This window comes from Kitasatospora purpeofusca (assembly GCF_036010405.1).
Lineage (GTDB): Bacteria > Actinomycetota > Actinomycetes > Streptomycetales > Streptomycetaceae > Kitasatospora > Kitasatospora purpeofusca.
The window spans coordinates 5316639-5341705 of record NZ_CP108561.1 but is presented as its reverse complement, the minus strand read 5'-3'; the positions used below and the strand labels follow the sequence as shown (position 1 = coordinate 5341705).

The 25067-nt window shown below is 75.8% G+C and carries 18 protein-coding genes; 1 reads left to right on the top strand and 17 read right to left on the bottom strand.

What is annotated here, in order from left to right; translation table 11 throughout:
* Positions 1 to 33 precede the first annotated feature (33 nt).
* The 10 genes from OG715_RS23680 to bldG all read right to left on the bottom strand — a co-directional run bounded on the left by OG715_RS23680 (position 34) and on the right by bldG (position 15973).
* Positions 34 to 1752 (bottom strand): alpha/beta hydrolase, encoded by a 1719-nt coding sequence (locus OG715_RS23680; protein ID WP_266270866.1) that lies wholly within the window; start codon positions 1750 to 1752, stop codon positions 34 to 36.
* Between the two features lie 110 nt (positions 1753 to 1862).
* Positions 1863 to 3044 (bottom strand): hypothetical protein, encoded by a 1182-nt coding sequence (locus OG715_RS23675; protein WP_266270865.1) that lies wholly within the window; start codon positions 3042 to 3044, stop codon positions 1863 to 1865.
* 289 nt (positions 3045 to 3333) lie between these two features.
* Positions 3334 to 4545, bottom strand: coding sequence for a DNA polymerase III subunit delta' (locus OG715_RS23670; RefSeq protein ID WP_266271800.1), 1212 nt, complete (start codon positions 4543 to 4545; stop codon positions 3334 to 3336).
* Positions 4546 to 4800: 255 nt separating this feature from the next.
* Positions 4801 to 8295: a dTMP kinase gene (tmk, locus tag OG715_RS23665; RefSeq protein WP_266270864.1), complete on the bottom strand. Its 3495-nt coding sequence runs from the start codon at positions 8293 to 8295 to the stop codon at positions 4801 to 4803.
* 170 nt (positions 8296 to 8465) lie between these two features.
* Positions 8466 to 11366 (bottom strand): type I DNA topoisomerase, encoded by a 2901-nt coding sequence (gene topA / locus OG715_RS23660; RefSeq protein ID WP_266270863.1) that lies wholly within the window; start codon positions 11364 to 11366, stop codon positions 8466 to 8468.
* A 380-nt stretch (positions 11367 to 11746) separates the two neighbouring features.
* On the bottom strand, positions 11747 to 12223 hold the full coding sequence (locus OG715_RS23655; protein WP_266270862.1) for a DUF3592 domain-containing protein: 477 nt from the start codon (positions 12221 to 12223) through the stop codon (positions 11747 to 11749).
* 238 nt (positions 12224 to 12461) lie between these two features.
* Complete coding sequence (locus OG715_RS23650; protein ID WP_266270860.1) at positions 12462 to 13994, bottom strand: DUF7059 domain-containing protein; 1533 nt, start codon at positions 13992 to 13994, stop codon at positions 12462 to 12464.
* A gap of 166 nt (positions 13995 to 14160) precedes the next feature.
* Positions 14161 to 14859 carry a hypothetical protein gene (locus OG715_RS23645; protein ID WP_266270859.1) on the bottom strand — a complete coding sequence of 233 codons (699 nt, stop codon included), beginning with the start codon at positions 14857 to 14859 and terminating at the stop codon, positions 14161 to 14163.
* A 172-nt stretch (positions 14860 to 15031) separates the two neighbouring features.
* Positions 15032 to 15448, bottom strand: coding sequence for an ATP-binding protein (locus tag OG715_RS23640; protein WP_266270858.1), 417 nt, complete (start codon positions 15446 to 15448; stop codon positions 15032 to 15034).
* 183 nt (positions 15449 to 15631) lie between these two features.
* Positions 15632 to 15973, bottom strand: coding sequence for an anti-sigma factor antagonist BldG (gene bldG / locus OG715_RS23635; RefSeq protein ID WP_030392670.1), 342 nt, complete (start codon positions 15971 to 15973; stop codon positions 15632 to 15634).
* Between the two features lie 222 nt (positions 15974 to 16195).
* Between bldG and OG715_RS23630 the strand changes: the two genes are divergently transcribed.
* Positions 16196 to 18652: a DEAD/DEAH box helicase gene (locus OG715_RS23630; RefSeq protein ID WP_266270857.1), complete on the top strand. Its 2457-nt coding sequence runs from the start codon at positions 16196 to 16198 to the stop codon at positions 18650 to 18652.
* A 24-nt stretch (positions 18653 to 18676) separates the two neighbouring features.
* On the opposite strand, the gene OG715_RS23625 is transcribed toward OG715_RS23630, so the two are convergent.
* The 7 genes from OG715_RS23625 to ssd all read right to left on the bottom strand — a co-directional run bounded on the left by OG715_RS23625 (position 18677) and on the right by ssd (position 24802).
* Positions 18677 to 19129: an Rv3654c family TadE-like protein gene (locus OG715_RS23625; protein WP_266270856.1), complete on the bottom strand. Its 453-nt coding sequence runs from the start codon at positions 19127 to 19129 to the stop codon at positions 18677 to 18679.
* A complete protein-coding gene (locus OG715_RS23620; protein WP_266270855.1) occupies positions 19117 to 19563 on the bottom strand; it encodes a TadE family type IV pilus minor pilin in 447 nt (148 codons plus the stop codon). Before OG715_RS23620 ends, OG715_RS23625 begins: the two co-directional genes overlap by 13 nt.
* On the bottom strand, positions 19553 to 19732 hold the full coding sequence (locus tag OG715_RS23615) for a DUF4244 domain-containing protein (protein WP_266271799.1): 180 nt from the start codon (positions 19730 to 19732) through the stop codon (positions 19553 to 19555). Before OG715_RS23615 ends, OG715_RS23620 begins: the two co-directional genes overlap by 11 nt.
* 233 nt (positions 19733 to 19965) lie before the next feature.
* Entirely contained in the window at positions 19966 to 20790 is an 825-nt protein-coding gene (locus OG715_RS23610) for a type II secretion system F family protein (protein WP_266270854.1), read from the bottom strand.
* A gap of 110 nt (positions 20791 to 20900) precedes the next feature.
* Positions 20901 to 22163 carry a type II secretion system F family protein gene (locus OG715_RS23605; protein ID WP_266270853.1) on the bottom strand — a complete coding sequence of 421 codons (1263 nt, stop codon included), beginning with the start codon at positions 22161 to 22163 and terminating at the stop codon, positions 20901 to 20903.
* 111 nt (positions 22164 to 22274) lie between these two features.
* Positions 22275 to 23681: a TadA family conjugal transfer-associated ATPase gene (locus OG715_RS23600; RefSeq protein ID WP_266270852.1), complete on the bottom strand. Its 1407-nt coding sequence runs from the start codon at positions 23679 to 23681 to the stop codon at positions 22275 to 22277.
* Positions 23681 to 24802 carry a septum site-determining protein Ssd gene (gene ssd, locus OG715_RS23595; RefSeq protein WP_266270851.1) on the bottom strand — a complete coding sequence of 374 codons (1122 nt, stop codon included), beginning with the start codon at positions 24800 to 24802 and terminating at the stop codon, positions 23681 to 23683. The genes OG715_RS23600 and ssd overlap by 1 nt, the downstream gene beginning before the upstream one ends.
* Positions 24803 to 25067: the final 265 nt, after the last annotated feature.

Here is a 25067-nt window from a genome sequence, read left to right as displayed (position 1 = left end):
GGGGAGGGGGCGCCCATCGTAACGGGCGCTCCCTCACCGTCCACAGGTCTTGCCGTTCTCCGGCGGCTCGCCGCCCAGCAGGAAGCGGTTGACCGCGCCGTCGAGGCAGCTGTCGTGCCGGCCGTACGCGGTGTGGCCGTCGCCGTCGTAGGTCAGCAGCCGTCCGGACTCCAGCTGACCGGCCAGCGCCTGCGCCCACGCGTAGGGGGTGGCCGGGTCCCGGGTGGTGCCGACGACCACGATCGGGGCGGCGCCGGCGGCCCGGACGGTGTGCGGTGTGCCGGTCGGCCGGACCGGCCAGTAGGTGCAGGTCAGCGCCATCCAGGCCATGTCGCGGCCGAACCTCGGCGAGGTCCGCTCGAAGTCGGGCACCGCGCGGGCGGCGTCGTCGGGGCCGACGAACGGCGCGGGCAGGTCGAGGCAGTTCACCGCCATGTTGGCGAACATCAGGTTGGGGTACGAGCCGTCCGCCTCCCGCCCGTAGTAGGCGTCGGAGAGCTTGAGCAGGCCCGTGCCGTCGCCCGCCTCCGCGTCGGCGAGCGCGGTGCGCAGCCGGGGCCAGAGGAAGTCCGCGTACATGGCCTGGATGACGCCGGTGGTCGCCTGCGCCTCGCTGAGCCGGCGGGCGCCGTCGTCGGTCGTCAGCGGGTGGGCGTCGACCGCGGCGAACAGGGCGGCGAGCTGCTCGCCCGCCTGCTGCTCGGTCCGGCCGAGCGGGCAGTCCTCGCGTTCGACGCAGTCCCGGGCGAAGGCCGTCCAGGCGGTCTCGAAGCCGCCCGCCTGGGTGCGGTTGCCGGCGAGGGAGTCGAGCGAGGGGTCCATCGCGCCGTCGAGCACCATCCGGCCGGTGCGGCCGGGGAACAGGCCCGCGTAGGTGGCACCGAGGAAGGTGCCGTAGGACTTGCCGACGTAGTGGAGCCGTTCGTCGCCGAGCAGCGCGCGCAGCACGTCCAGGTCGCGAGCGGCCTCGACGGTGCTCAGGTGGCCGAGCCGGTCGCCGGACCGCTGCCGGCAGCCCTCGGCGAACTCCTTGGCGGCGGCCACCAGGGCGTCGACCTCGGACTGGTCGTCGGGGGTGATGTCGGCGGTGGTGTAGGCGTCCATCCGTTCACCGCTGAGGCAGGTGACGGGCGCGCTGCGGCCGACCCCGCGCGGGTCGAGGCCGACCAGGTCGTAGCGGGCGCGGACCCCGGCGTCGTAGGTGCGGGCCACGCCCTCGACGTACTCGACGGCCGAGCCGCCGGGGCCGCCCGGGTTGAGCAGCAGGGAGCCGATCCGCTCGCCGGGGGCGACCGGGTCGCCGGCCCCGGCCGGACCGGCGGGAACGGCCGGAACGGCGGGGGCGCGGACGGCGGCCAGGGTGAGGTCGCCGTCCGCGGGGCGGTCGTAGTCCAGCGGCACCCGGAAGGTGGTGCACTCGTAGCCGTCGTCGCAGGGTGTCCAGCCGAGCTGCTGCGCGTAGTAGGGGGCGAGCGCGGGCGGCACGGCGGCGGGCAGCGGCTCCAGCGGCGTGACGGCCGACGCGCCCCCGGCCGGCCCCGCGAGGCCCGCCGGACCGGCCCCGGGAGAAACAGCCCCGGGAGAAACAGCGGCGGAGGAAACAGCACCGGAGGGAACAGCGCCGGACGGAACATCTCCGGACGGGGCGTCACCGGCGGAGCAGCCGCCCGCCACCAGCCCGGCCGCCGTCACCAGTGCCACCGCGACGGCGATGCCGGTACGACGCTCGCGCGCCCGAGCCCGCGATGACACGTCCTGCCGCCCGTCGGCCCGCATGTGGGATCCCCTCAGCCGTCCACGCCCGCCGGCGGCCGCGCCGCCACCTGGGAGTACCGGAAGCGTAGTGCCCGCGCCGGGCCTGCTCAGGACGCCTTGCCGAGCGTCTCGCCCAGGTACTGGGCCGCCTGCCGGACCAGCCGCAGCCGGATCCGGTCCGCCGAGTAGTCGGTCGCGTTGTCGGAGATCCGCACCTCGGCGCGGGCGGCGGCGCCGGTGCCGCCGTGCAGTGCCGACTGGAGCTTGCGGGCGGCGTCCAGTCCGGCGGTGTCGGCCTTGCCGGCGGCGAGCAGCAGCCTCGGGGTCCCGACGGCGGGCGCCTCGGCGCCGGTCCGGGCGAGCGCGGCGGGGTCGTACCGGCCGGAGACGGCGGCCGCCGCGCCGTACAGGTCGGGGCGGGCGAGACCGGCCGCGGCCGCGCAGGGGGCGCCGTCGCCGACGCCGAGCGTGCCCCAGCTGGCGGGGCCGGGCGGCAGGGTGCGGAAGGTGGCCGCGATGGTGGTGCGCAGCGCCGCGTCGTCGGCGACGGCCATCGGGGCGGCGGCGACCAGTTCGCAGGGGTGCGCGGTGCCGTTCGGCGCCTCGGGGGCGACCAGGATGAACGGCTTGGACTTGGCGCTCTGCACGGCGGAGGCGAGGCCCTCGAAGACGTCCGGGACCTCGGTGTCCGCGGTCTTCCGGGGAGTGGCGGCGTGCATCACGACGACCGGGAAGCGGGCGTTCGGGTCCTTCGCGTACTGGGCGGGCAGCCAGACCCGGACGTTGCGCGGGTGGCCGTCGGGGCCGGGGACCGCGGACTGGAGCAGTTCGCCGCCGCCCGGGTGGCCGACGCTGTCGAACCGGCTGGCCACCGGCAGCGGGGAGGGCGTCGGCGTACTCGCGGAGGTGGTGGAGGCGGCAGCGTCGACGGCCTCGACCGGCGGTGCGGCGGGGCGCCCGGCGACCGGCCCGTCGGCCCCGCCCCCGAGCTCGTTGCCGACCCCGGCCCCGCTCCCCTCGAACCGCTCGGCGGCCGAACCGGTCCGCCCGGAGGCCCCGCCGTCGAGGCTCCCGAACGCGCCCACCGCCGTGAGCAGCGTCAGCACGGTGACGCAGATCCCGCAGACCATCGCCCCGGCCGCGCGCACCAGCATCGGCCACTGGTCCCCGCTCAGTTCGTACGTCTCGGCGACCCGTAGGTCCCGCCAGCGCACCAGCGCGCCGCGGGCCAACCAGACCCCTCCCCCGGCGACGGCGAGCAGGGGGACGAGCAGAAGCGAACGGACCATGGGACGCACCACCTCGGGGGAGGGCCGGACGGGCGGTCGGGCCCGGCACCGTACGGGACGCGACGGCCCCGGCGGCGGGGCGCAGTCGGCCCCCAGCGTGCAGGGCGAGCGGGACGTCGTACGACCGTGCGCCCGGCGCGTATCGCTCGTTCACTCGAAGGTGGGACGCGGCACTGGGGCGGGAAGCCGTACCGACCCCGGCGCGGGACGCCGTGAACAACCCCGGCACGCCGTGGACGACCCCGGCACGAGCCCGCCCCACCGGCCCCGCCCCGGCTCTGCGCGGCGGTCAGCCCGCGCGCAGGGCCACCGTCATCGCCTCGACGGCCAGCAGCGGATCGACGTTGCGGTCCAGCGCCACCCGGCAGGCGAGGATCGCCTCGATCCGGCGCAGGGTGGACTCCGGCGGACCGGCCTGGGCGACCCGGTCGAGCGCCTGCCGCTGGTCCTCGTTTGCGAGCGCGCCGGTCGAGCCGAGCTGGATCGCCAGCACGTCCCGGTAGAAGCCGAGCAGGTCCAGCAGTGCGACGCCGAGGGTCTCGCGGCGGGTGCGGGTGGCCCGGCTCTTCTGCCGCTTCTCCAGCTCCTTGACCGCGCCGGCCATACCGCGCGGCGCCTTGCCGCCCTCGGAGACGCCGTACACGGCCCTGAGGTCGTCGGTCTCCTTGCTGTCCTGGGTGTCGGCGAGCGCCTCGGCGTCGGCCTTGGCGGTGTCGACCAGGCGCTGGGCGGCGGCCAGGCAGCCGCCGATGTCGCCGACCTCCAGCGGGATCCGCAGCACCTCGGTGCGCCGCGACCGGGCCTGGTCGTCGACGGCCAGCCGACGCGAACGCTCGATGTCGCCCTGCCCGGCCAGCGCGGCCAGCCGGGCGGTGTGCGGATCGACGCCGTCGCGCCGCACCAGCATGTCGGCGACCGCCTCGGCGGCCGGGGTGCGCAGCACCAGCAGCCGGCAGCGGGAGCGGATGGTCGGCAGCACGTCCTGCACGGAGGGGGCGCAGAGCAGCCAGACGGTGCGCGGGGAGGGCTCCTCCACGCCCTTGAGCAGCGCGTTGGCGGCGGCCTCGGTGAGCCGGTGGGCGGCGTCGACCAGGATCACCGACCAGCGGCCGCCGGTCGGGTAGCTGGAGGCGCGCAGCACGAGGTCGCGCATGTCGCCGACGCCGATGGACAGGCCGTCGGTGCGGACGTACTTCACGTCGGCGTGGCTGCCCGCGAGAACGGTGTGGCAGCCGTCGCAGAAGCCGCAGCCGGGGGTGCCGCCGAGCGCGAGGTCGGGGCTGGTGCACTGGAGCGCGGCGGCGAAGGCCCGCGCGGCGGTGGTCTGGCCGGCCCCTGGAGGTCCGGTGAACAGCCAGGCGTGCGTCATCAGCGAGGCGTTCGCGCCGGACACCGGCCCGGTGCCCCGCCCGGCGCCGACGATCGCCCCGGCTGCCCGGGCGGCGCCGGTCAGCTGCTCGACCACCCGCTCCTGGCCCACCAGGTCGTCCCAGACGGCCACTGCTGCTCCCACGCTCGGTACGGACCTGCCGCCCCCGCCCGAACCGGCGACGGCGGGAACCGGAGGCCGCCGGACGGACCCGTCCGGCCTTCGTCTCCCGCTTCCCGCCGTCGAGCATACGTGCCCGGTACGACGTCGCCCGGTGCCTCCGGAGCGGGCCCACCGGCACCGGGCCGGGTCACCGCGGGCCCGCCCGGACGTTCCGGCTGTTCCCGCCGTTCCGGACGTTCCGGACGTTCCGACCGCTCCGGCCCGTCAGCTCCGACGGCCCCAGCGCCGGCCCTTGCCCTTGCCGTCGTCCTGGCCCCCGTCACGCCGACCGTCACCGGCACCGTCACCGGCGCCCGGACCCGCCTGGCCCGTCGGACCCGACTGACCGCCCTGACCGGCCTGGCCGCCCTGCCCCCAGCCGGCCCACTCCTCGCGGGTGCCGAGCAGGGTGTCGGTGAGGCTCGGCAGGTCGTCGAGCGGAGTTTCCTCCGCCCAGTCCGGCCGGGGCCTCGCCTCGGCGACGGGCGGCTGCTGCGGGTCGACCACCGGCAGCTCGCGGGTGCTGTCCACCGGACGCTCCGCCGGCGCCGGACGAGGTCCGCTGCCCGGTCGGGCGTCCCGCCAAAGGCCCGGCGGCACCTCGCCCGGAGGAACCTGACCCGACGGGACCTGGCCCGACGGCGCCTGGCCCGACGGCACCTGGCCCCCGGGACGCCCCGGCTCGATCCTCGGCAGCACCGCGGTCCGGTCCGCCTCGTCCGCCGGGATCCGCGGCAGCACCGCGGTCTCGTCCGCCGGGATCCGCGGCAGCACCGTCGTCTCGTCCGCCGGAACGACCGGCAGCACCGCCGTCTCCGCGACATCCGCCGCCTCGCCGGGCCGCCCGACGGCGCCCCCGCCCAGCACCGGAAGCTCCCTGGTCGAGTCGCTGCCGTCCCGCCGGTCCGACGGCCCGGAGTCCTTCACGACCCGCAGCTCGGTGGTCACCGCGTCGTCCGGCCCCGCCCCGGCGGCACCCGGGACGTCCCCGCCCCGGCCCGTGCGCTCCGCACGGTCCGCCGCCTCGGCGGCCGCCGCAGCGGCAGCGGCCAGCGCGGCGGCCTGCGCCAGCCGGGCCTCCTCGGCCCGCTGCAGCGCCTCCTCCGCCCGGCGCCGCTGCTCCTCCCGGGCCAGCTCGCGCTGACGCTGGAGCTCCGCCCGGGCGGCCGCCTCCTCGGCGAGCCGCTTGCGCTCGGCCTCCTTGACGGCCCGGCGCGCCTCTTCCTCGGCCCGCCGCTTCGCTTCTTCCTCGGCCCGCTTGCGGGCCTCCTCCTCCGCCCGCAGGCGCGCCTCCTCGGCGGCCTTGCGCGCGGCCTCGGCGGCGACCCGCGCGGCCTCCTCCTCGGCCAGCCGCTCCTTCTCCGCCTGCTCGGCCCGGAGCTGCGCCAGCACCTCCTGGCGCTTGCGCTCGGCGGCCTCCTCCTCGGCGCGCTTGCGGGCCTCCTCCTCGGCCCGGCGCCGGGCCTCCTCGGCGGCCTTGCGCTCCTGCTCGGCACGGGCGGCCTTCTCCTGCTCGGAGAGCGGCAGCTCCCGGTCGAGCCGGTGCCGGACGGAGGTGGTGACGAGGCCGGGGGCCTGGCTGCCGTCGACGACCAGGTAGCGCGCCGGGTCGGCGGCGGCGAGCGCCAGGAAGCCGGAGCGCACCCGCTGGTGGAACTCGGTCGGCTCGGACTCCAGGCGGTCCAGCGCCTCGGTGAAGCGCTCCCGGGCCCGGGTCGGGTCGACGTCCAGGACGACGGTCAGGTCGGGCAGCAGCCCGCCGGTCGCCCAGCGGGAGATCCGGGCCACCTCGGTGGCGGCCAGGTCGCGGCCGGCGCCCTGGTAGGCGATCGAGGAGTCCATGTACCGGTCGGTGATGACCACGGCGCCGCGGGCCAGTGCCGGGCGGATCACGTTCTCGACGTGCTCGGCCCGGTCGGCCGCGTAGATCAGTGCCTCGGCGCGGTGCGAGAGGCCGGTGTTGCCGACGTCCAGGACGAGGCTGCGCAGACGCTGCCCGATCGGGCTGCCGCCGGGCTCACGGGTGAGCACGACCTCATGGCCCTTGCCCCGGATCCACTCGGCGAGCGCCTGGGCCTGGGTGGACTTGCCGGCGCCGTCGCCGCCCTCCAGGGCGATGAAGAAGCCGGTGCCCGCCCGGTGCGGGGCCGGACCGGTAGCGCCGCGCACCGAGTCGACCAGGTCCCGGCCGAACGGCACGGTGCCGCGGCGGTCGTCGGTGCGCAGCAGCACGACGACGGCCAGGACGAGGGTGAGCAGTCCGGCGGTGCCGACGGCGAGGGCCGCGCCGCCGTGGATGAAGGTGAAGGAGCCGGGCTCGACGGCGCCGTACTGGACGTACCCGTAGGCGGCGGCGATCAGCGGCAGGCCGACCAGCGCGGTGCCGACCACGACCCGCAGCACCGCGTAGAGGTGCTCGGTGACCTTGGGCAGCCGGGCCTCCTCGACCTCCAGGGCGAGCAGGCTGCGGCCGGTGGAGATCACCACGCCGGCGGCCAGCGCGGCCAGCACAGTGAGCAGCAGCAGGAGCACGAAGTCCAGCACCAGACCGGCCAGGACCAGGGCGACGCCCTCGGTGAGCAGCGCCAGGGCGAGCAGCCGGCGGCGGGAGAGCGCGGGCAGCACGGCCCGGGTGATCCGGATGCCCAGCGCGGGGACGGCGGTCGCGGCCAGCACCAGCAGGCCGTAGCCGATCGGCCCGGCGCGGTGCTCGACGGCGGTCAGCAGGGCCAGCGCGGCGACGCCGGCCATCGTCGCGTACCCGGCGGAGACGGCGAAGGTGAAGTACGGGGCGGCGCCGGTGCGGCCCTTGGCCAGGGCGGGGCCGGGGGTGGCGTCGGTCGGGGCGCGCAGCCCCCGCAGCGGCGAGGACGGCGGCACCCGGACCGGACCGCCGGGCAGTTCCTGGACGTACACCCGGGCGGCCGAGACGGCGAACAGGGCGGCCGCGCCCAGGGCGGCGAAGGTGGTCTGGTGGGCGCGCAGCCAGTCCGAGCCGAGCGCCGCGAAGATGTTGTTCAGCAGGGTGAGCAGGACGAGCGCGCCGGCACCGAGCGGCAGCGCGGCCCACCCGGTGCGGTGGTCCAGGGTCCGGACGGTGGCCAGGTTGGCGGCGGACGGACGCCGCTCGCCGGCCGGGGCATAAGGATCGACGGGCGGCAGCAGGGCCGGGACGGCCGCGGCCTTGGCGATCGCCCAGACCCGCTCGGCGGCGCCGGTCAGGAACACGGTGGCGAGCAGCACCCAGGTCGCGGCGCCGGAGGGCTTCGGGCCGGAGCCCAGCCAGACGATCCACCACGGGGCGACGCCGATCAGTACGACGCGCAGCACGTCGGCGCCGAACAGCGTCCAGCGCCGGTCGAGCCTGCCGGTGAGCAGCCCGTGCACCGGGCCGAGCAGGGCGGCGCCGACCAGTCCGGTGGCGGCCAACCGGGTGGCGAGGACGGCGGCGACCGCGAAGGCGAGGCTGCGCGGCAGGTCGCCGAACTGCTGTCCGAGGACGGCCGCGATCACGGTGAGCATCAGCAGCACCAGCAGGCCGAGCCGGTCCGCGGTGCCGCCGATCAGCTGGGTGGTCCACAGGCGCCGGTAGGGGCGCAGCCGCAGCAGCGCCCGGATCCGCTCGCCGGCGGTCCCGGCAGGCGCGACCTCGGGCAGGTCGGGCCTGCCGTTCGGTCCGGCCGCCGCGGCGCTGGGGGTGGGCTGCTCCTCGCTCGTCATACGGTCAGCGTAGCGGTCGGAGCATGGCGCAAAAGAGGGGAGCACGGCTCCGGACGGGCGCCGCCACCGGGTTGTGACAGACCGCGTACGCCCCTGTCACGCCCCCGCCGCGAACGGGACGGGCCCGCGCCGCCGGAGCGGACGCGGGCCCGGGTGCCATCGACCGGGGATCAGCCCTCGTCGGTGGCGGTGGACTTGCTCGCGGCGGTGCTGCTCGCCGCGGTCTTCGAGGCCGCCGTCTTGGCCGCCGCCGTCTTGGTGGCGGCCTTCTTCACGGTGGTGGTCTTCTTCGCCGCCGTCTTGGCCGCCGCGGTGGTCTTCTTGGCCGCGGTCTTCGTGGCGGTCTTCTTGGCCGCCGCCTTCTTCGCCGGGGCCTTCTTCGCGGTCTTCTTCACCGGCCCGCGCGCCCGCTTCTCGGCGAGCAGCTCGTAGCCGCGCTCGGGCGTGATGGTCTCGACCTCGTCGTCCTTGCGGAGCGTGGCGTTGGTCTCGCCGTCGGTCACGTACGGGCCGAACCGGCCGTCCTTGACCACCACCGGACGCTCACTGACCGGGTCGGTGCCCAGCTCCTTGAGCGGCGGCGCGGCGGCGGCCCGGCCGCGCTGCTTGGGCTGGGCGTAGATCGCCAGCGCCTCGTCCAGCGTGACCGTGAACAGCTGCTCCTCGTCGGTGAGCGAGCGGGAGTCGGTGCCGCGCTTGAGGTACGGGCCGTAGCGGCCGTTCTGCGCGGTGATCTCCACGCCCTCCTGGTCGAGGCCGACCACGCGCGGCAGCGAGAGCAGCTTCAGCGCCTCGTCCAGGGTGACGGTGTCCGGCGACATCGTCTTGAACAGCGAGGCGGTCCGGGGCTTGACCGCGTTCTTGCCGGTCTTGGGGGTGCCCTCGGGCAGGATCTCGGTGACGTACGGGCCGTAGCGGCCGTCCTTGGCGACCAGCATGTTGCCGGAGACCGGGTCCGGGCCGAGCTCGAAGTCGCCGCTGGGGCGGGCCAGCAGCTCCTCGGCGAGCTCGACGGTCAGCTCGTCCGGCGGCATCTCGTCCGGGATGTCGGCGCGCTGGCCGGGCTCGCCCTCGACCTCGGAGGCGCGCTCCACGTAGGGGCCGTACCGGCCGACCCGCAGGGTGATGTCGTCGCTGATCCGGAACGAGCTGATCTCCCGGGCGTCGATCGCGCCGAGGTCGGTGACGAGCTCCTTCAGACCGCCGAGGTGGTCGCCGTCGCCGTTGCCGGCCTCGGCGGCGCCGCCCGCGACCAGGCCCTCGCCGGCGCCCTCGCCGAAGTAGAAGCGCTTCAGCCACGGCACGGACTTCGCCTCACCGGCGGCGATCCGGTCGAGGTCGTCCTCCATCCGCGCGGTGAAGTCGTAGTCGACCAGTCGGCCGAAGTGCTTCTCCAGCAGGTTGACCACGGCGAAGGAGAGGAACGACGGCACCAGCGCCGTCCCCTTCTTGAAGACGTACCGGCGGCCGATGATGGTGTCGATGATCGAGGCGTAGGTGGAGGGGCGGCCGATCTCCCGGTCTTCCAGCTCCTTGACCAGCGAGGCCTCGGTGTAGCGGGCCGGGGGCTTGGTCGCGTGGCCCTCGGGGGTGAGCTGCTCGGCGGCCAGCGGGTCGCCCTCGGTGACCTGCGGCAGCCGGCGCTCGCGGTCGTCCAGCTCGGCGTTCGGGTCGTCGGCGCCCTCGACGTAGGCCTTGAGGAAGCCGTGGAAGGTGATGATCTTGCCGGAGGCGGAGAACTCGACGTCCCGGCCGTCGGCGGCCCGGCCGCCCACCTTCACGGTGACCGACTGGCCGACCGCGTCCTTCATCTGGGAGGCGACGGTGCGCATCCAGATCAGCTCGTACAGCCTGAAGTCGTCGCCGGACAGGCCGGTCTCGGCAGGGGTGCGGAAGCGCTCGCCGGACGGGCGGACGGCCTCGTGCGCCTCCTGGGCGTTCTTCACCTTGGAGGCGTAGGTGCGGGGCGCGTCCGGCAGGTAGTCGGCGCCGTAGAGCTGGGTGACCTGCGCCCGGGCGGCGTTGATCGCGGTCTCCGACAGCGTGGTGGAGTCGGTACGCATGTAGGTGATGAAGCCGTTCTCGTACAGCTTCTGGGCCACCTGCATGGTCCGCTTGGCACCGAAGCCCAGCTTGCGGCTGGCCTCCTGCTGGAGCGTCGTGGTGCGGAACGGCGCGTACGGCGAGCGGCGGTACGGCTTGGACTCGACGCCGCGCACCGAGAACGCGGTCTGCTCCAGGGCGGCGGCCAGCGCGCGGGCGGCCTGCTCGTCCAGGTGCAGGGTGTTGGTGCTGCCCGCCTTGAGCCGGCCGTCCTGGCCGAAGTCGCGGCCGCTGGCGATCCGCTTGCCGTCGACGGAGGACAGCCGGGCGCCGAAGTTCTCCGGATTGGCGGCGTCGGCCGCGGTGCGGCCGGTGCCGAAGGTGCCGACCAGGTCCCAGTACGAGGCCGAGCGGAACGCCATCCGCTCCCGCTCACGCTCGACGACCAGCCGGGTCGCCACGGACTGCACGCGGCCAGCCGACAGCTTCGGCATGACCTTCTTCCAGAGCACCGGCGAGACCTCGAAGCCGTACAGGCGGTCGAGGATGCGGCGGGTCTCCTGGGCGTCGACCAGGCGCTGGTTCAGCTCGCGCGGGTTGGCCACGGCCTCCTGGATGGCGGCCTTGGTGATCTCGTGGAACACCATCCGGTGCACCGGCACCTTGGGCTTGAGCACCTGCTGGAGGTGCCACGCGATGGCCTCGCCCTCGCGGTCCTCATCGGTGGCGAGGAAGAGCTCGTCGGACTCCGCGAGGAGCGACTTCAGCTTGCTGACCTGGGACTTCTTGTCAGCGTTCACCACGTAGATCGGGGCGAAGTCGTGATCCACGTCCACCCCGAGGCGGCGCACCTCACCGGTGTACTTGTCCGGCACCTCGGCGGCCGTGCTCGGGAGGTCCCGAATGTGTCCGACGCTCGCCTCGACGATGTAGCCGGGGCCAAGGTAGCCCTTGATCGTCTTCGCCTTGGCCGGCGACTCGACAATGACGAGTCGCTGTCCGTGCGCGGTCTCGCTGCTCGGGGACACCTTCGCTCTTCTCTCCCGGTCGTTATGTGAGCTGGTCGGCGCTGGCAGCACGGGCTGCGCTCCGCCCGACCCCTCCACCGACCCGGGGCTGCCGCTGTACGACGACCCCACCAGCGGAGTGTGACCGTACCCCGGCCACCCTTGTCAAACGGACGGTTCCCGCGATTTCACCGGCAAGGCCGACCGACGCCACTCGAACGGTAACCCGACGACGACGGATCGCGCCCTGCGGAGGGGGGCTTCGGCGGGTTTCGAAGGATGGAATGACGGATTTCAAAATCTGTCAACGGAATATGGGTGCGCCCGGGCGCCACGGATGGTAAGCGGTGGGCATCGCCGCCGGTCGCACCGCCGGTCGCACCGCGGGGTCAGGGGGCCGCCTAGGCCGCGACGAGGAGCAGGACCGCTCCGGCGGCCAGGCAGCCGAGGCCGAGCGCCGTCCACAGCAGGTCGGCGACCAGCGGCCGGGGACCGGCCTCCTCCGCCGCCAGCACCGCGTGGCCGGGGCGACGCGGATCGTAGGCGATCCGTACCGAACCGCCCGGTACGAGATGGGCCGGGCGGCGCAGCGGGGTGTGGCCCCGGGGCCGGGTCAGCACCAGCTCACCGGCCTCGACGCCGGGCGCGCCCCCGGTCCGGCCGGAGGTCCGACCCGCAGACCGACCCGCAGTCCCTCCGCCGGGCACCGGGCGGGTGGCGAAGGAGAGCAGGGGCGCGCTGTCGAGCGCCCCGTGGACGTCGGACTCGGGGACCACGGTGGCGACCGCCGGCAGCCCCCGGCGCCGGATCCGGTGGCGCAAGCGCGCTTCGGCGGCGCACCAGAGCAGGAGTGCGCCGCCGAAGAGGGCGAGTATCACGCCACCCGCCGTCGCCGTCGTCGTTTCCACCCCGGCCGCCCCCAGTTCTGTCCACAGCCTGTGGACAGAGCCTCACAGTCCCGGGCCAACAAGGGGGAGATGTTCGGCGACCGCCCGGCGAACCAGGGGAAACAGTGGGGTGAACCGGGTGCCGCCGACGAGCGCCCGCGCCAGGGCGCCGGGGCATGCCGGCGCACCCGGGACACGTCCGGCCCGGGTGCCCGCGGTCAGGACGCGGTCAGGACGCGGGCTGGATGAACCCCTGCTCGGTGAGCAGCCGCAGCGACTCCGGCACCCGGTCGCGCAGCACCACCCGGTCCTCGCCCAGCAGTTGCGCGATCGCGTCGACGATCTCGCCCGCCGACAGCGTCCCGTCGCAGACCCCGACAAAGCCCGCGCCCACCGTGTCCACCTTGGTGGCCCGCCGCATCCCGCGGTTGTGGCGCAGGACCACGTGCTCCGGGTCCTCCGCCCCCGGGGCGCCCACCTGCTCCTGGACCACCTCGTCGGCCAGCACGTACCGCGCCGCCAGCAGGGCCGCGTCGTCGTGGGTGCGCAGGAAGTCCTGCCGGTCGAACCACTCCTCGATGTGCGGGCCGAGCGGCTGCTCGACCGGGTGCGGCCACTCCTCCACCCGGACGGTCGGACGCTCGGCCCCGCCCGCACGCAGGGTGATCCAGCCAAATCCGATGCCCTCGACCCGGCCCGCCTCGAAGGCGTCCAGCCACTCCCCGTACCGGGCCTGGTAGTCGCCGCCGGCGCCGCGGTGGTCGCCGCCGTCGCGCAGCCACAGCTCCGCGTACTGGGCCACGTCCTGCACCTCGCGCTGGACGACCCAGGCGTCCAGCCCGGTCCCGGCCACCCAGCCGGCCAGCCGGTCCTGCCAGTCCTCGCCCTTGACGTGCTGCCAGTTGGCCAGCAGCTGGCAGTACCCGCCCGGCTCCAGGTGGTCGGCGGCCGAGCGGACCAGGCTGCGGCACAGGTCGTCCCCGGCCATCCCGCCGTCCCGGTAGGTGAACCGCCCACCCGGCGAGATCACGAACGGCGGGTTGGAGACGATCAGGTCGAACCGCCGCTCCCCCACCGGCTCGAAGAGGCTTCCGGCGACGGTCTCGGTGCTGTCGAAACCGGACAGCGCCAGGGTCAGCTCGGTGAAGCGCAGCGCCCGCTCGTTGAGGTCGGTGGCGGTCACCCGCTGGGCGTGCCGGGCGGCGTGCAGCGCCTGCACGCCCGAGCCGGACCCGAGGTCCAGCACCGAGCGGACCGGCCGGCGCACCGTGATGTTGGCCAGCGTGGTGGACGCGCCGCCCACCCCGAGCACGAGGTGCTTGCGGGCCACGCCGTGCGCGGTCTCCCCGGAGCCGATCCCGCCCGCGCCGCCGACCGCGCAGCCCAGGTCGGAGACCACCCAGGCGTCCGAACTCGGCAGCCCGGACACCTCGTTCGCATAGGGCCGGACGTCCACGGTGGCGCGCACCGAGTCGCCGTCCGGACGCAGCCAGCCGTCGGCCAGGCAGTCCTCCACCGGCAGCGCGGCGGCGGCCGCCCGGTAGGGCACGGGCTGCTGCAGCAGGAAGAGCCGCACCAGCGTCTCCAGCGGGCTGCCGCCGCGGGTCGCCCGCAGCGCGGGCACCGCCTCGCTGCGGGCCAGCGCCGCGTACCCGGTGGGCCCGAGCAGGTCCAGGCAGCCGTCGGCGGTGTACGAGGCGGCGAGCAGCGCCTCGCGCAGTTTGGCGAGGCGGGTCGGGTCGAGAACGGGGCTACTGATCACCCCGCCATTGTCCCCCGCCCACCCGGCTGTCCCGCCCCAACACCGCCGCCCCCTCGGCCGATGACCGAGGGGGTGTGCGCCGGGCGGGTGCGGGTGCGCCGGTAGGTGGAGGTGGCGCTCGGGGTCGGTGGGTGGCCCTGCGGGGGCCGGTGGGTCGAAGCGGGGATCAGCTCGCCGAGGCGCTGGGGGCCGGAGTGGACGGCGCCGGAGCACCGGAGGCATCGGTCGCCGCCGGGCTCGCACCGCCGGCCGTCCCGGCCGAGGGCGCGCCCGTGGCCCCGTCGGACGGGGCGCCGGACGCCGGGGAGGTCGGAGCGGCCGCTGCCGAACCCGGCTTGCAACCCTCCTGCTTGGCCATCGCCGAGCCCAGGTCACCGCGCTGGAGCCTGCCCTGCGCCTGCGTGGAGAGCGAGGCCAGCTGCTGCACCTGGTCGGCCACGCTGCGCAGCCCGTCGGCGAACTTCGCCTGGTCGGCGTTGGGGAGCGCGTCCAGCTTCTTCTGGACCTCCAGGTAGCCGTCGGCCGCCTTGGTGAGCTCGGTGACGGTGTCCTTCTGCAGGCTCGTACCGTCGTCGACCTTGGGTGCACCGGCACCGTCGATGGCGGCGGCGATGTCCTGGTTGGTCTTCGCCAGTCGGCCGATGTCCGCCGAAAGACGCTTCTGGAGGTCGGCCGGGGCCTCGCCGGTCTTCACCTGGCCGGTGTCCGCCAGCGCGGTCTGCGCCTGGGCGATCGGGTCCTTGGCCGCGCCGCAGACGTTCGCCGCCCAGGAGTCCAGCTGCTTGCTGTTGTCGTCGCCGCAGCCGACGGCGCCGAACGCGAGCAGCGCCCCGAGCGCGGGTACGGCCAGCAGTCGCTTGTTCACCGGGAGAGCCCTTTCGGTTACGGTCGTCGAACTGCGAACCTACACGGCCGCCGCTCGACCCCCGATTCCCGTTCGGACCCGCTCTTCCGCTCGACCCCTGGGCGTTCTCGTACCCGCCCGTCGCGCACCCGCCCGCCGGACGGTCGGGCATCAGTCGGACGCCGGTCGGACGTCAGACGGCGAACGCGTCCGCCGAGACCGGCCAGCTCATCCGGATCAGACCGCCGCCGGCGCCGCTGGTGACCTCCAGGTCCTCGACCAGGCCGGTGAGCACGGCGAGGCCCAGGGTGTCCTCGTCCTGGTCGCCGCCGTCCGCCGCGGTGGCCGGGACGGTGTCGAGGCCCGCTTCGTCCTCGACCTCGATGAGGAAACGCTTCTCCTGGTCGGTCAGCGCGACGCGCACCGCGCCGGTCACGCCCCCGCGCCGGTGCAGGCCGACCGCGCGCGAGCACGCCTCGCCGACGGCGAGGCGCACCTCGTCGAGCACCGACTCGTCGACCCCCGCCCGTCTGGCCACTGCCGCGGCCACCAGCCGGGCCGTCCGCACGTGCTCGGGGAGCGCGCTGAATCGAAGTTCGACGGTTGCCATCTCTTCCCCCTCGGGGTGTTCCGACCGAGGCCGGACCAACGGCCCCGGTCGCTACGGGTCGGCAGAGCCGACCCGGGGACGGCCGGACGGGCCGGGGCCGCAAGGCCCCGGCGTCCGGACGCATGAGGATCGGACGGGCCGGTCACGGAGGACCGGCCCGGTCCGGTCGATCGGGTCGACTGATCAGTCGGTCGCCTGGACCGCGTCCTCGACCGAGGTGTGGATCGGGAACACCTTGGTCAGACCGGTGATCCGGAAGATCTTCAGAATGCGCTCCTGGTTGCACACCAGGCGCAGCGAGCCCTCGTGGGCACGCACCCGCTTCAGCCCGCCCACCAGCACACCGAGGCCGGTGGAGTCCAGGAAGTCCACGCCCTCCATGTCGACCACGAGGTGGTAGCTGCCGTCGTTGACGAGCTCGACCAGCTGCTCGCGCAGCTTGGGGGCGGTGTACACATCGATCTCGCCGCCAACCTCGACGACCGTGCGGTCGCCGACTGTACGGGTCGACAGGGACAGGTCCACGGAACCTCCAGCACCTTGCCTTGCTACGTCATTGCGATCCTCGGCCGGACGGCCGTCACCGCATGGTCGCGAACCCCGGGCACACCCAGCGAATGCGTGGCAAGCCTCGGCGCTGCGACCCCCGGCCGTACGGCCGTCACGGCCACATTCAACCACCTGCGACCATGACCGCACGATGGCTTAGGACGATTCTCCGTCACGCCGGTGACACACTGGGTCCTCATGCCGCCGCGTCACAGCCTGCCCGAGGCACTGCTCATGACCCTGTCCACCGCCCGGGGGCGGTCGGACCGGCTCACCCATACGGAGCACCTTCCCGCCCGGCCCGCCCGTTATGCGCCGTGGCCCGACTGGATCCGGCCCGAGATCGCCTCGGCCGCCCAGGACATGGGCGTCCAGCAGCCCTGGGCCCACCAGGCGGAGGCAATGAATCTGGCCAAATCCGGTCAATCTGTGGTGATCGCCACAGGGACCGCCTCGGGCAAGTCGCTCGGATACCTGGCGCCGGTGCTGTCCGACCTGCTGGACGGCACCGAGGCACGCAACGGCCGGGGCGCGACCGCGCTCTACCTCGCCCCCACCAAGGCACTCGCCGCCGACCAGCGCCGCCGGGCCGCGGAACTCGCCCCGCCCCGCGTCCGGGCCGCCCTCTACGACGGCGACACCCCGCCCGAGGAACGCGAGTGGGTCCGCCAGTACGCCTCCTACGTCCTCACCAATCCGGACATGCTGCACCGGGGCATCCTGCCCGCGCACGCCCGCTGGTCCTCCTTCCTCAAGACGCTCCGCTACGTCGTGGTCGACGAGTGCCACAGCTACCGCGGCGTGTTCGGCTCGCACGTGGCCCAGGTACTGCGCCGACTGCGGCGGATCTGTGCCCGCTACGGCTCCTCCCCCGTCTTCCTGCTCGCCTCGGCCACCACCGCCGACCCGGCCGTCACCGCCCGCCGGCTGACCGGTCTGCCCGCCGCCGCGGTCACCGACGACGCCTCCCCGCGCGGCCCGATGGTCTTCGGGCTGTGGGAACCGCCCCTCACCGAGAACGTCGGCGAGCAGGGTGCGCCGGTCCGCCGGACCGCCACCGCCGAGGCCGCCCACCTGCTGACCGACCTGGTCGAACGGGAGACCCGCACCGTCGTCTTCGTCCGCTCCCGGCGGGCCGCCGAACTCGTCGCGCTCCAGACCCAGGACCAGTTGGGCCGCCCGCTCGCCGACCGGGTCGCCGCCTACCGCAGCGGCTACCTCGCCGACGAGCGCCGGACCCTGGAGCGCGAACTGCACTCCGGCCGGCTGCTCGGCCTCGCCTCCACCTCCGCCCTCGAACTCGGGGTCGACATCTCCGGTCTGGACGCCGTCCTGATGGCCGGGTACCCGGGTACCCGGGCCTCGCTCTGGCAGCAGGCCGGCCGGGCCGGCCGGGAGGCCCAGGGCGCGCTCGCCGTCCTGATCGCCCGGGACGACCCGCTGGACACCTACCTGGTGCACCACCCGGAAGCGCTGTTCGCCACCCCGGTGGAGGCCACCGTGCTCGACCCGGACAACCCGCACGTACTCGCCCCGCACCTGTGCGCCGCCGCCGCCGAGCTGCCGCTCACCGACAGCGACCTGGAGCTGTTCGGCCCCTCGGCGGCTCCGCTGCTGCCGGTGCTGGAGCGTCGCGGGCTGCTTCGCCGACGTGGCGAGGCCTGGTACTGGACCCGCCGCGAGCGGGCCGCCGACGCCGTCGACCTGCGGGGCAGCGGCGGCAGCCCGGTGCAGATCGTCGAGGCGCCGACCGGCCGACTGCTCGGCACCGTGGACGCCTCCGCCGCCCACACCACCGTGCACACCGGGGCCGTCCACCTCCACCGGGGCCGGACCTACCTCGTCCGGGACTTCGACCTGGAGAACTCCGTCGCCCTGGTCGAGCCCGCCGACCCGCCCTACACGACCTCCGCCAGGGACATCACCTCCATCTCCGTCCTCTCCACCGACACCACCGTGGACTGGGGCGAGGGCCGGCTCTGCTTCGGCTCGGTGGAGGTGGTCAACCAGGTGGTCGGCTACCTCCGCAAGCGGATCTCCACCGGGGAGATCATGGGCGAGAGCAAGCTCGACCTGCCGCCCCGCACCCTGCGCACCCGGGCCGTCTGGTGGTCCGTCACCGAGGACCAGCTGCTCGACGCGGACATCCCGCCCGACCGACTGCCCGGCGCCGCCCATGCCGCCGAGCACGCCTCGATCGGCCTGCTCCCGCTGTTCGCCACCTGCGACCGCTGGGACATCGGCGGTGTCTCGGTACCGCTGCACCCCGACACCGGGCTGCCCACCGTGTTCGTCTACGACGGCCACCCCGGCGGGGCCGGCTTCGCCGAACGCGGCTTCCGGCGGGCCACGCAGTGGCTGACCGCCACCCGGGAGGCGATCGCCGCCTGCGAGTGCGAGCGCGGCTGCCCGTCCTGCGTCCAGTCGCCCAAGTGCGGCAACGGGAACGACCCGCTCGACAAGGCGGCCGCCGTCCGGCTGCTGGACGTCCTGCTCGCCGGTGCTCCCGAGGCCTCCGGGGGCGAGGGGGACACGGAGACGGCGGCGGACGCGGGGAGCACGGGGGCGGCGGAAGTGGCGGAGGTGGGCCCGGAAGCCGCCGGGACGCCCGGGGCGGCGGAGGAGACCGACGAAGCCGACGGTCCCACCGACTGACCGGACGGCTGCCCGCCCGGGCACTCACGGGCCGCCTCCGGCCGGACCGGCCTCGCCCAGGGCGGCCCGCGCGTCCTCGTCCGTCGGCGGGACCGCGGCCCGGAGCGGTCCGGCGCGGGCCCGGGCCCTGGCGGGACCGACCGGCAACCGCACCGGCAGCCCCGTGACCGGTACCTCGGCCACCACCTCCACGGCGTCCGCCGGGAGGTCCGCCGCGCAGGAGACCACGGCGGCCGCCTGCGCCGCCGCCACGGCCCTCGCCCGGGCGCAGCCTCCGTCCGCGTCCACCAGCAGCCGATCGGCCGCCGCCAGCGCGGCGAGGTCCGCGGCGGACTCCGCGCGGTGGCGGGCCCCGACCACCACGCCCAAGGAGAGCGCGGCGGTGAACGCCGCACCGCCGAGCAGCACACCCGCCAGCAGCCAGACCGTCGCCGAGCCGGTGTCCGACCGCCGCCCGCGGGACCTCACCCCGGCCACGGACCACCACCCCCCTCAGCTCCTTTCAGGGTGTCCTCCCTGGCCGCGACCGCCGTGGCGCCCACCCGCACCGCGAGCACCTCCGCGAACCGCCCCGGTGCCCCGTACGGCGCGTCCACGGTGACCCGGACGGTGTCGGGCGCCAGGTCGACCAGGACCGCCGCCCCGGGTGGCGCGGCCGCCCGCGCCACCCCGACGGCATCGGCCTCCCCTCGCGCGGCCGCCCTGGCTCCCTCTCGTGCCGCGTCGACACAGCGGAGTTGGGCGGCTGCCGCGAGGACGGCCCAGACCAGCAGCGCGGCCAGCAGCACCAGTGCCGGCAGTGCGACGGCGGTCTCGGCGGTGACGAACCCGGCGTCGCCACGCCGTCGCCCCCTCCGCCGGACCGGCGGCCGCTGCCCCGGGGACGGCCCCGACGACAGGTCAGGTCGCATGGAGCGCCCGGTCCAGGGCGGCGTGCAGCGCCTCCATCACCGCCGCACTGGTCGCCACCTTGTAGAGCGCGGCCGCCACGGCACACGCCCCGAGCGTGCCGACCGCGTACTCCGACGTGGTCATTCCCGCGTCCGGACCGCCGAGCCCGATCCGGCCCCGACGCCGCATCGCACGTCGAACCACGAGCCGGACCAGGAACCGGGCCGCGTGCCGGCTCCGGACCACCGGCCTTCCGGGCGGGCGCCCCAGGCTCACGCCCGTCGTCCCCCTCCCCGTGCCCGCCACCACCGCGGGACCGATCTCCAGGTTCATGGGTTTCCTCCTTGCTTCGAAGCTTCGAATCCGACAAGAGAGCCCCGCACCGACCGCCCGGCACGGACCGCCCGGCACCGGTCGATGCGTCACATCGACTGCGAAAACCGTGTGGTGAGCCCCACCACCACCGGGACGACACCGATCAGGACGAACGCCGGGAGGAAGCACAGCCCGAGCGGGGCCGTGGCGAGCACTCCCGCCCGCCTGACCCGGGCGTGCGCCGCCCGGACGGCCTCTGCCCGCTGGCCGCTCGCCAGTCCGGCGAGCGCCGTGGCCGCCGGGGCTCCGCTCAGGCTCGTCCGGACCAGGCAACGGGCCAGCGGCGCCAACGGCGGGTACTCCTCCCCGAGCCGGTGCCAGCAGAGCTCCGGGGGTGCTCCCAGTGCGAGTTCGGCCGCCGTGGACAGCAGCCGGGGCCCCATCGGGGCACCGACGCTCCCGCCCACCGCCGCGACGGCCGCCGCCGGCGAGGCGGCCGAACCGAGGCAGGCCGCCAGAAGTTCGGCGGTGAGCGGCAACTGCCGCAGCAGTCGTGCCTCGTCCAGTTCGGCCCGCCGCTCCGCCGGTGACCTCGCCCGGGGCAGCCACCGGTGCAACCCGGCCGCCAGCAGTCCGCCCACCACCAGACCCGCCGTACCGCCGAGGAAGACCGCCGCTCCGAGCCCGGCGCCCAGGGCCGTCGCCGCCCGGCGGACCCGCCCCGGCAGGAGCGGACTCCCCCGTGCCGCCGGCCGGCGCCGCGACGTCCTGCCACCGGCCCGCCCCCGACGCGACCGCTCCTCCTCACCCAGCAGGGCGGCCGCCCTGCGACGCGCCCGCCACCGGCGCCGAGCCCGGCCCCCGGCCGTCGCTCCCGCCAGCACCACCGCAGCGCACACCAACGGCGCCGCGCGCTCGGCCGCCCACTCCATCCGTGTCCCTCCTCCTGCCCGACTCCCTCCTGCGCGCCCGCCCCTGCGGCCGTCCTCGCGGACCGTCACGGGCTCCGGCGCCACCACGCAGGCCCGGCCCAGCACCCGGGTCACCACGGCGGCACCTCCCGCCGGAACGCCCCGCTCGGCCGCGTGGGGCCGGACCGGGTGCGAGCCCGGGTGCGGGTGATCCCGCAGCGCCACTCCTCGGGCCCGTCGACGCCGCTCCTGTCCGGCGCCCGGCCCGACTCACGGCCCCACTCGCTGCCCGACTCACTGCCGGGCTCGTGGCCGGGCTCGTGGCCGGACTCATGGCCCGGGTCGGCCACCGGCCCACCGTCGGCGGCCGCGCGAACGATGCGGGCCGTCCAGACCAGGCCCAGCCCCTCCAGGGCCGCGCCCACCGCCAGGGAGGCCAGCCCGGCGGGCGTGTGGAGCAGGACCTCCAGCGGCCGGGCTCCGAGTGCCGCACCGAGCAGCAACCCCGCCAGCGGCAGGGCCGCCAGGACCGCGATCGTGGTGCGCGGCGCCGCGAGTTCGGCGGCGATCTCCTCCGCCAGCGCCCGCTCGACGCGCAGCGCCTCGGCCACTCCGTCCAGCCCGGCCGCCAGACCCGAACCACCGGCGGAGGCGACCTCCCAACAGGCCGCCACCGCCGCCGCGCCGCTCCCGCCCGGCCGTTCGGCGAGCAGCCGGAACGCCGCAGGGACGTCCGCCCCGTACCGGCCGGCCGCGAGCCGGGCGACCGCCTCGGGGCCGATCCGCTCCATCACCGCCCGATCGGCCGCGATCCTCGTGGTCACCAGGTGGAGCGCCTGCTCGGGTGTCGCCCCGCCGCGCAACTCGCCCGCCAGTCCGGCACACAGCTCCACCACGGCGGCCGACCGGTACCGCGCCTCGGCCGCCGCGGCACGCCGCGACCGCCACCTGCGGGCCGGCAGGACGGCCAGGAGCGCCGCCAGCACCGGGACGGGCGACGCCGTCGCCCACCCCACCGCCAACCCACCGGACAGGAGCAGCAGTTCCGGAGCCCGCCGAACAGTCCGCCGGGGACCGCCCGACCACCGGGCGACCACTGCCGCCGGTCGCGCCACCGCGTGGCCCACGCCGCCGCTCCCGATCCCGATCCCGCCGGAGTCGCCCGCGACCCCGGTCAGCACCGCGCCGACCCGACGACCGCCCGCCAACTGCCGCTGAAGCCGGCACCAGCCCGCCACCGCGACAACGGCCAGCACCAGCCAACACCCCAGCACAATCCCGTACAGCTCCAAGGCCCTTGCCTCCCTCCTCGTCCCGATCACCACACCGACCACCGCACCGACCACCGCACCGACCGACAGGCCGACCACGACACCGACACCGACCGCGACCACCGGCCGTCCGCCGTCGGTCCCTCCACCCGCTCCCCGGCCCGAGGAGCAGCAACGCACCCACCGCGCAGCCGCAGAGCATCAGCAGGAACGCCCCCTCCGCCGGGCCCGCCGTCACGGCGGCCCGTCCGCGAGGACGACCCCACGTGCGGCGAGCAGCCGACCGAGCCTGCTCCAGCCGGGCCCCTCCACCGTGCCGCCGTCCGCCGTGAACGTCACGGCGGGCGTGGTGACGGCCAGCCCGTGCCGGTCGCCGCCCAGGGTGTGGATCTCGGCGACCCGGCGCCTCCCGGTGCCCGGTTCCCGAACCAGGTGCACCACCAGGTCGAGGGCCGCCCGGAGCTGGCTGTGCAGGGCCGGCCGGTCCATCCCGGCCAGCGAGCCGAGCGCCTCCAGCCGGACCGGCACGTCCGCCGCCGTGTTGGCGTGGACCGTCCCCGTGCCGCCCTCGTGGCCGGTGTTGAGGGCGGCCAGCAGGTCGGCCACTTCGGCTCCGCGCACCTCGCCGATCACCAGCCGGTCCGGGCGCATCCGCAGCGCCTGGCGGACGAGGTCCCGCAGGGTCAGCTCGCCCAGCCCCTCCTGATTGGGCGGCCTGGCCTGGAGCCGCACCACGTGCGGGTGGTCGGGCAGGAGCTCGGCGGAGTCCTCGGCGACGACGATCCGCTCCTCCGGACCGACCAGGCCGAGCAACGCCGCGAGGAGCGTGGTCTTCCCGGTGCCGGTGCCCCCGCTCACCAGCAGCGAGAGCCGGGCCCGCACGACGGCCGCCAGCAGCTCGCCGCCGCGCGGCGGGAGTGCCCCGCCCGCCACCAACTCGTCGACGGTGAAGGGCCGGGAGCGGCACACCCGCAGTGAGATGTGGGTGCATCCGGCGGCGATCGGCGGCAGGACGGCGTGCAATCGGGTGCCGTCCGGCAGGCGGGCGTCCACCCAGGGCCGCGCGTCGTCGAGCCGCCGCCCGGCCGCCGTGGCGAGGCGGTGGGCCAGCCGCCGCACCGCCTCGGCGTCGGCGAACCGGACGCCGGTGGCCCGGCGCAGGCCGCCGCCCCGGTCGAACCAGATCTCGTCCGGCCCGTTGACCAGGACGTCCGTGACATCGGGCGCCGCCAGCAGCCGCTCCAGCGGGCCCGCGCCCACCAGTTCGGCGCACAGCGAGCGCACGGTGTCGAGGACGTCGTCGCCGCCGAGCGGCGGCCGGGCCGCCCGCAGGGCGCTCGCCACCGAACCGGCGGTCGGCACGGCCCCGGACTCGGCCAGCCGCAGGCGGACGGCGTCCACCAGCGCGGCGGCGCGCTCCTCCCGCGCCGTCCGCCCGTAGGGGTTCGGTTCCGGCCCCGGTCGGGCCGCCGGGCCGCTCCCGGGGCCGGGCAGGCCCCGCAGCACCCGTCGCTCGCCCGGACCGTCACCCCCGTACGCCGACCGGTACCCGCCCGCCGGAGCCGCTCCACCGGCCCCGCCGACGCCCGGCCGGCCCGCGTCGGGATCCCCGGCACCGCCCGCCCTCCGCAGTCGCACCATCAGTACACGCCCCCCTCGACCGCCGGCACCGTCGGCAGCACCTCGTCGAGGAAGGCCCCGCAGAACCTGGCGAGCGGCCCGCCCTCGCGGATGCCGGGCGGCACCCCCTGTTCGAGGTCGACGGTCAGGCCCGGCTCCGGATCCAGCACCCCGGCGAGCTGCATCCGCAGCCCCCGGGCGATCCGGTGCGCGGGGAGCCCGAACGGCCCCGGCGGACGCACCACCACCCGCACGTCGTCGAGCCGCATCCGCACGGACGCGGCCACCCGGTCGGCGGCCGCCACCGCCCGCAGCTCGGCGGGCACCACCAGCAGTGCCGTGTCGGCCTGCTCCAGCGCCTGCCCGGCCGCCGGGTCCAACCGCCGGGGCACGTCGACCACCACCAGGCCGCCGCCCCGGCGCGCGGCGGCGAGGACGCTGCGCATGGCCTCGGGCGGCACCGCCGGGGTGTCGCCGCGGTCCCAGGACAGGCAGGCCAGCGTGCCGAGCCGCTTGAGCGCGGGCAGCGCCCTGGCCAGCTCGGCGCCGCTGACCCTGCCCCGGGAGCCGGCGAGGTCCGGCCAGCGCAGGCCCGCAGCCGTCTCGCCGCCGAGCAGGATGTCGAGCCCGCCGCCGAGCGGGTCGCCGTCGACCAGGACGGTGCGCAGGCCCCGGCGCGCGGCGGTGACCGCGAGCGCGCAGGCCAGGGTGGAGGCACCCGCGCCGCCCCGGCCGCCGAGGACGGCGACGGTGCGGGCGGGCGGCCCGACGCCCTCGACGGCGTCGGCGATCCGGTCGAGCAGCCAGGTCTCCGCGTCCGGAAGGAACAGCACGTGCTCCGCGCCGAGTTGGACGGCCCTGACCCAGACGCCCGCGTCGTCGAGGTCCAGCCCGAGCAGGAGCACCCCCGGTCTGCGGGGCATCGCGGCGCAGTGCCCGGCCCGGTCGTCGCCGACCAGGACCAGCGAGGCCTCCTCCCAGAACTCGCGCGGCGGCGCGCCCCGGATCAGCCTCGGCTCGGTGCCGGCCGCCGCGCAGATCCGCAGCAGGTGCTCGGCCAGGGCGTCGTCCCCGGTGAGAACGAGCGGCCGGGCGGGCTCGGGCCCTCCGGTGGCGGCGTGGTCGGTGATGGGCTTCGACATGGCGGCTCCCCTGTCCCGGTGCCCGGCCGCGCACAGCGGCCGGGCACACCTACGAAAGGTCCGGCAGTCGGCCGAGGGCCCGAGGGACCGGGCCCGGCAACCGCTGCCGGGCATCACGTTGGACGGTGATCCCGATTCCGTCCTCCGGGTTCCGATTCCCTGTGGACAACTCGGGGGCTGTGGAGGAAAACGTTCACCCGGACGGGGGGCTATTGGACAAAGAATTGACTAATCGGGCTCACGGAGATGAACCGCCATACCTGGC

Coding starts and splice junctions, on each gene's coding strand:
- OG715_RS23675 (WP_266270865.1), bottom strand. CDS start 3,044: ATGGTCCGTTCGCTTCTGCTCGTCCCCCTGCTCGCCGTCGCCGGGGGA.
- tmk (WP_266270864.1), bottom strand. CDS start 8,295: ATGACGAGCGAGGAGCAGCCCACCCCCAGCGCCGCGGCGGCCGGACCG.
- OG715_RS23640 (WP_266270858.1), bottom strand. CDS start 15,448: ATGGCAACCGTCGAACTTCGATTCAGCGCGCTCCCCGAGCACGTGCGG.
- OG715_RS23630 (WP_266270857.1), top strand. CDS start 16,196: ATGCCGCCGCGTCACAGCCTGCCCGAGGCACTGCTCATGACCCTGTCC.
- OG715_RS23620 (WP_266270855.1), bottom strand. CDS start 19,563: ATGCGACCTGACCTGTCGTCGGGGCCGTCCCCGGGGCAGCGGCCGCCG.
- OG715_RS23615 (WP_266271799.1), bottom strand. CDS start 19,732: ATGCGGCGTCGGGGCCGGATCGGGCTCGGCGGTCCGGACGCGGGAATG.
- OG715_RS23610 (WP_266270854.1), bottom strand. CDS start 20,790: ATGGAGTGGGCGGCCGAGCGCGCGGCGCCGTTGGTGTGCGCTGCGGTG.
- OG715_RS23600 (WP_266270852.1), bottom strand. CDS start 23,681: ATGGTGCGACTGCGGAGGGCGGGCGGTGCCGGGGATCCCGACGCGGGC.
- ssd (WP_266270851.1), bottom strand. CDS start 24,802: ATGTCGAAGCCCATCACCGACCACGCCGCCACCGGAGGGCCCGAGCCC.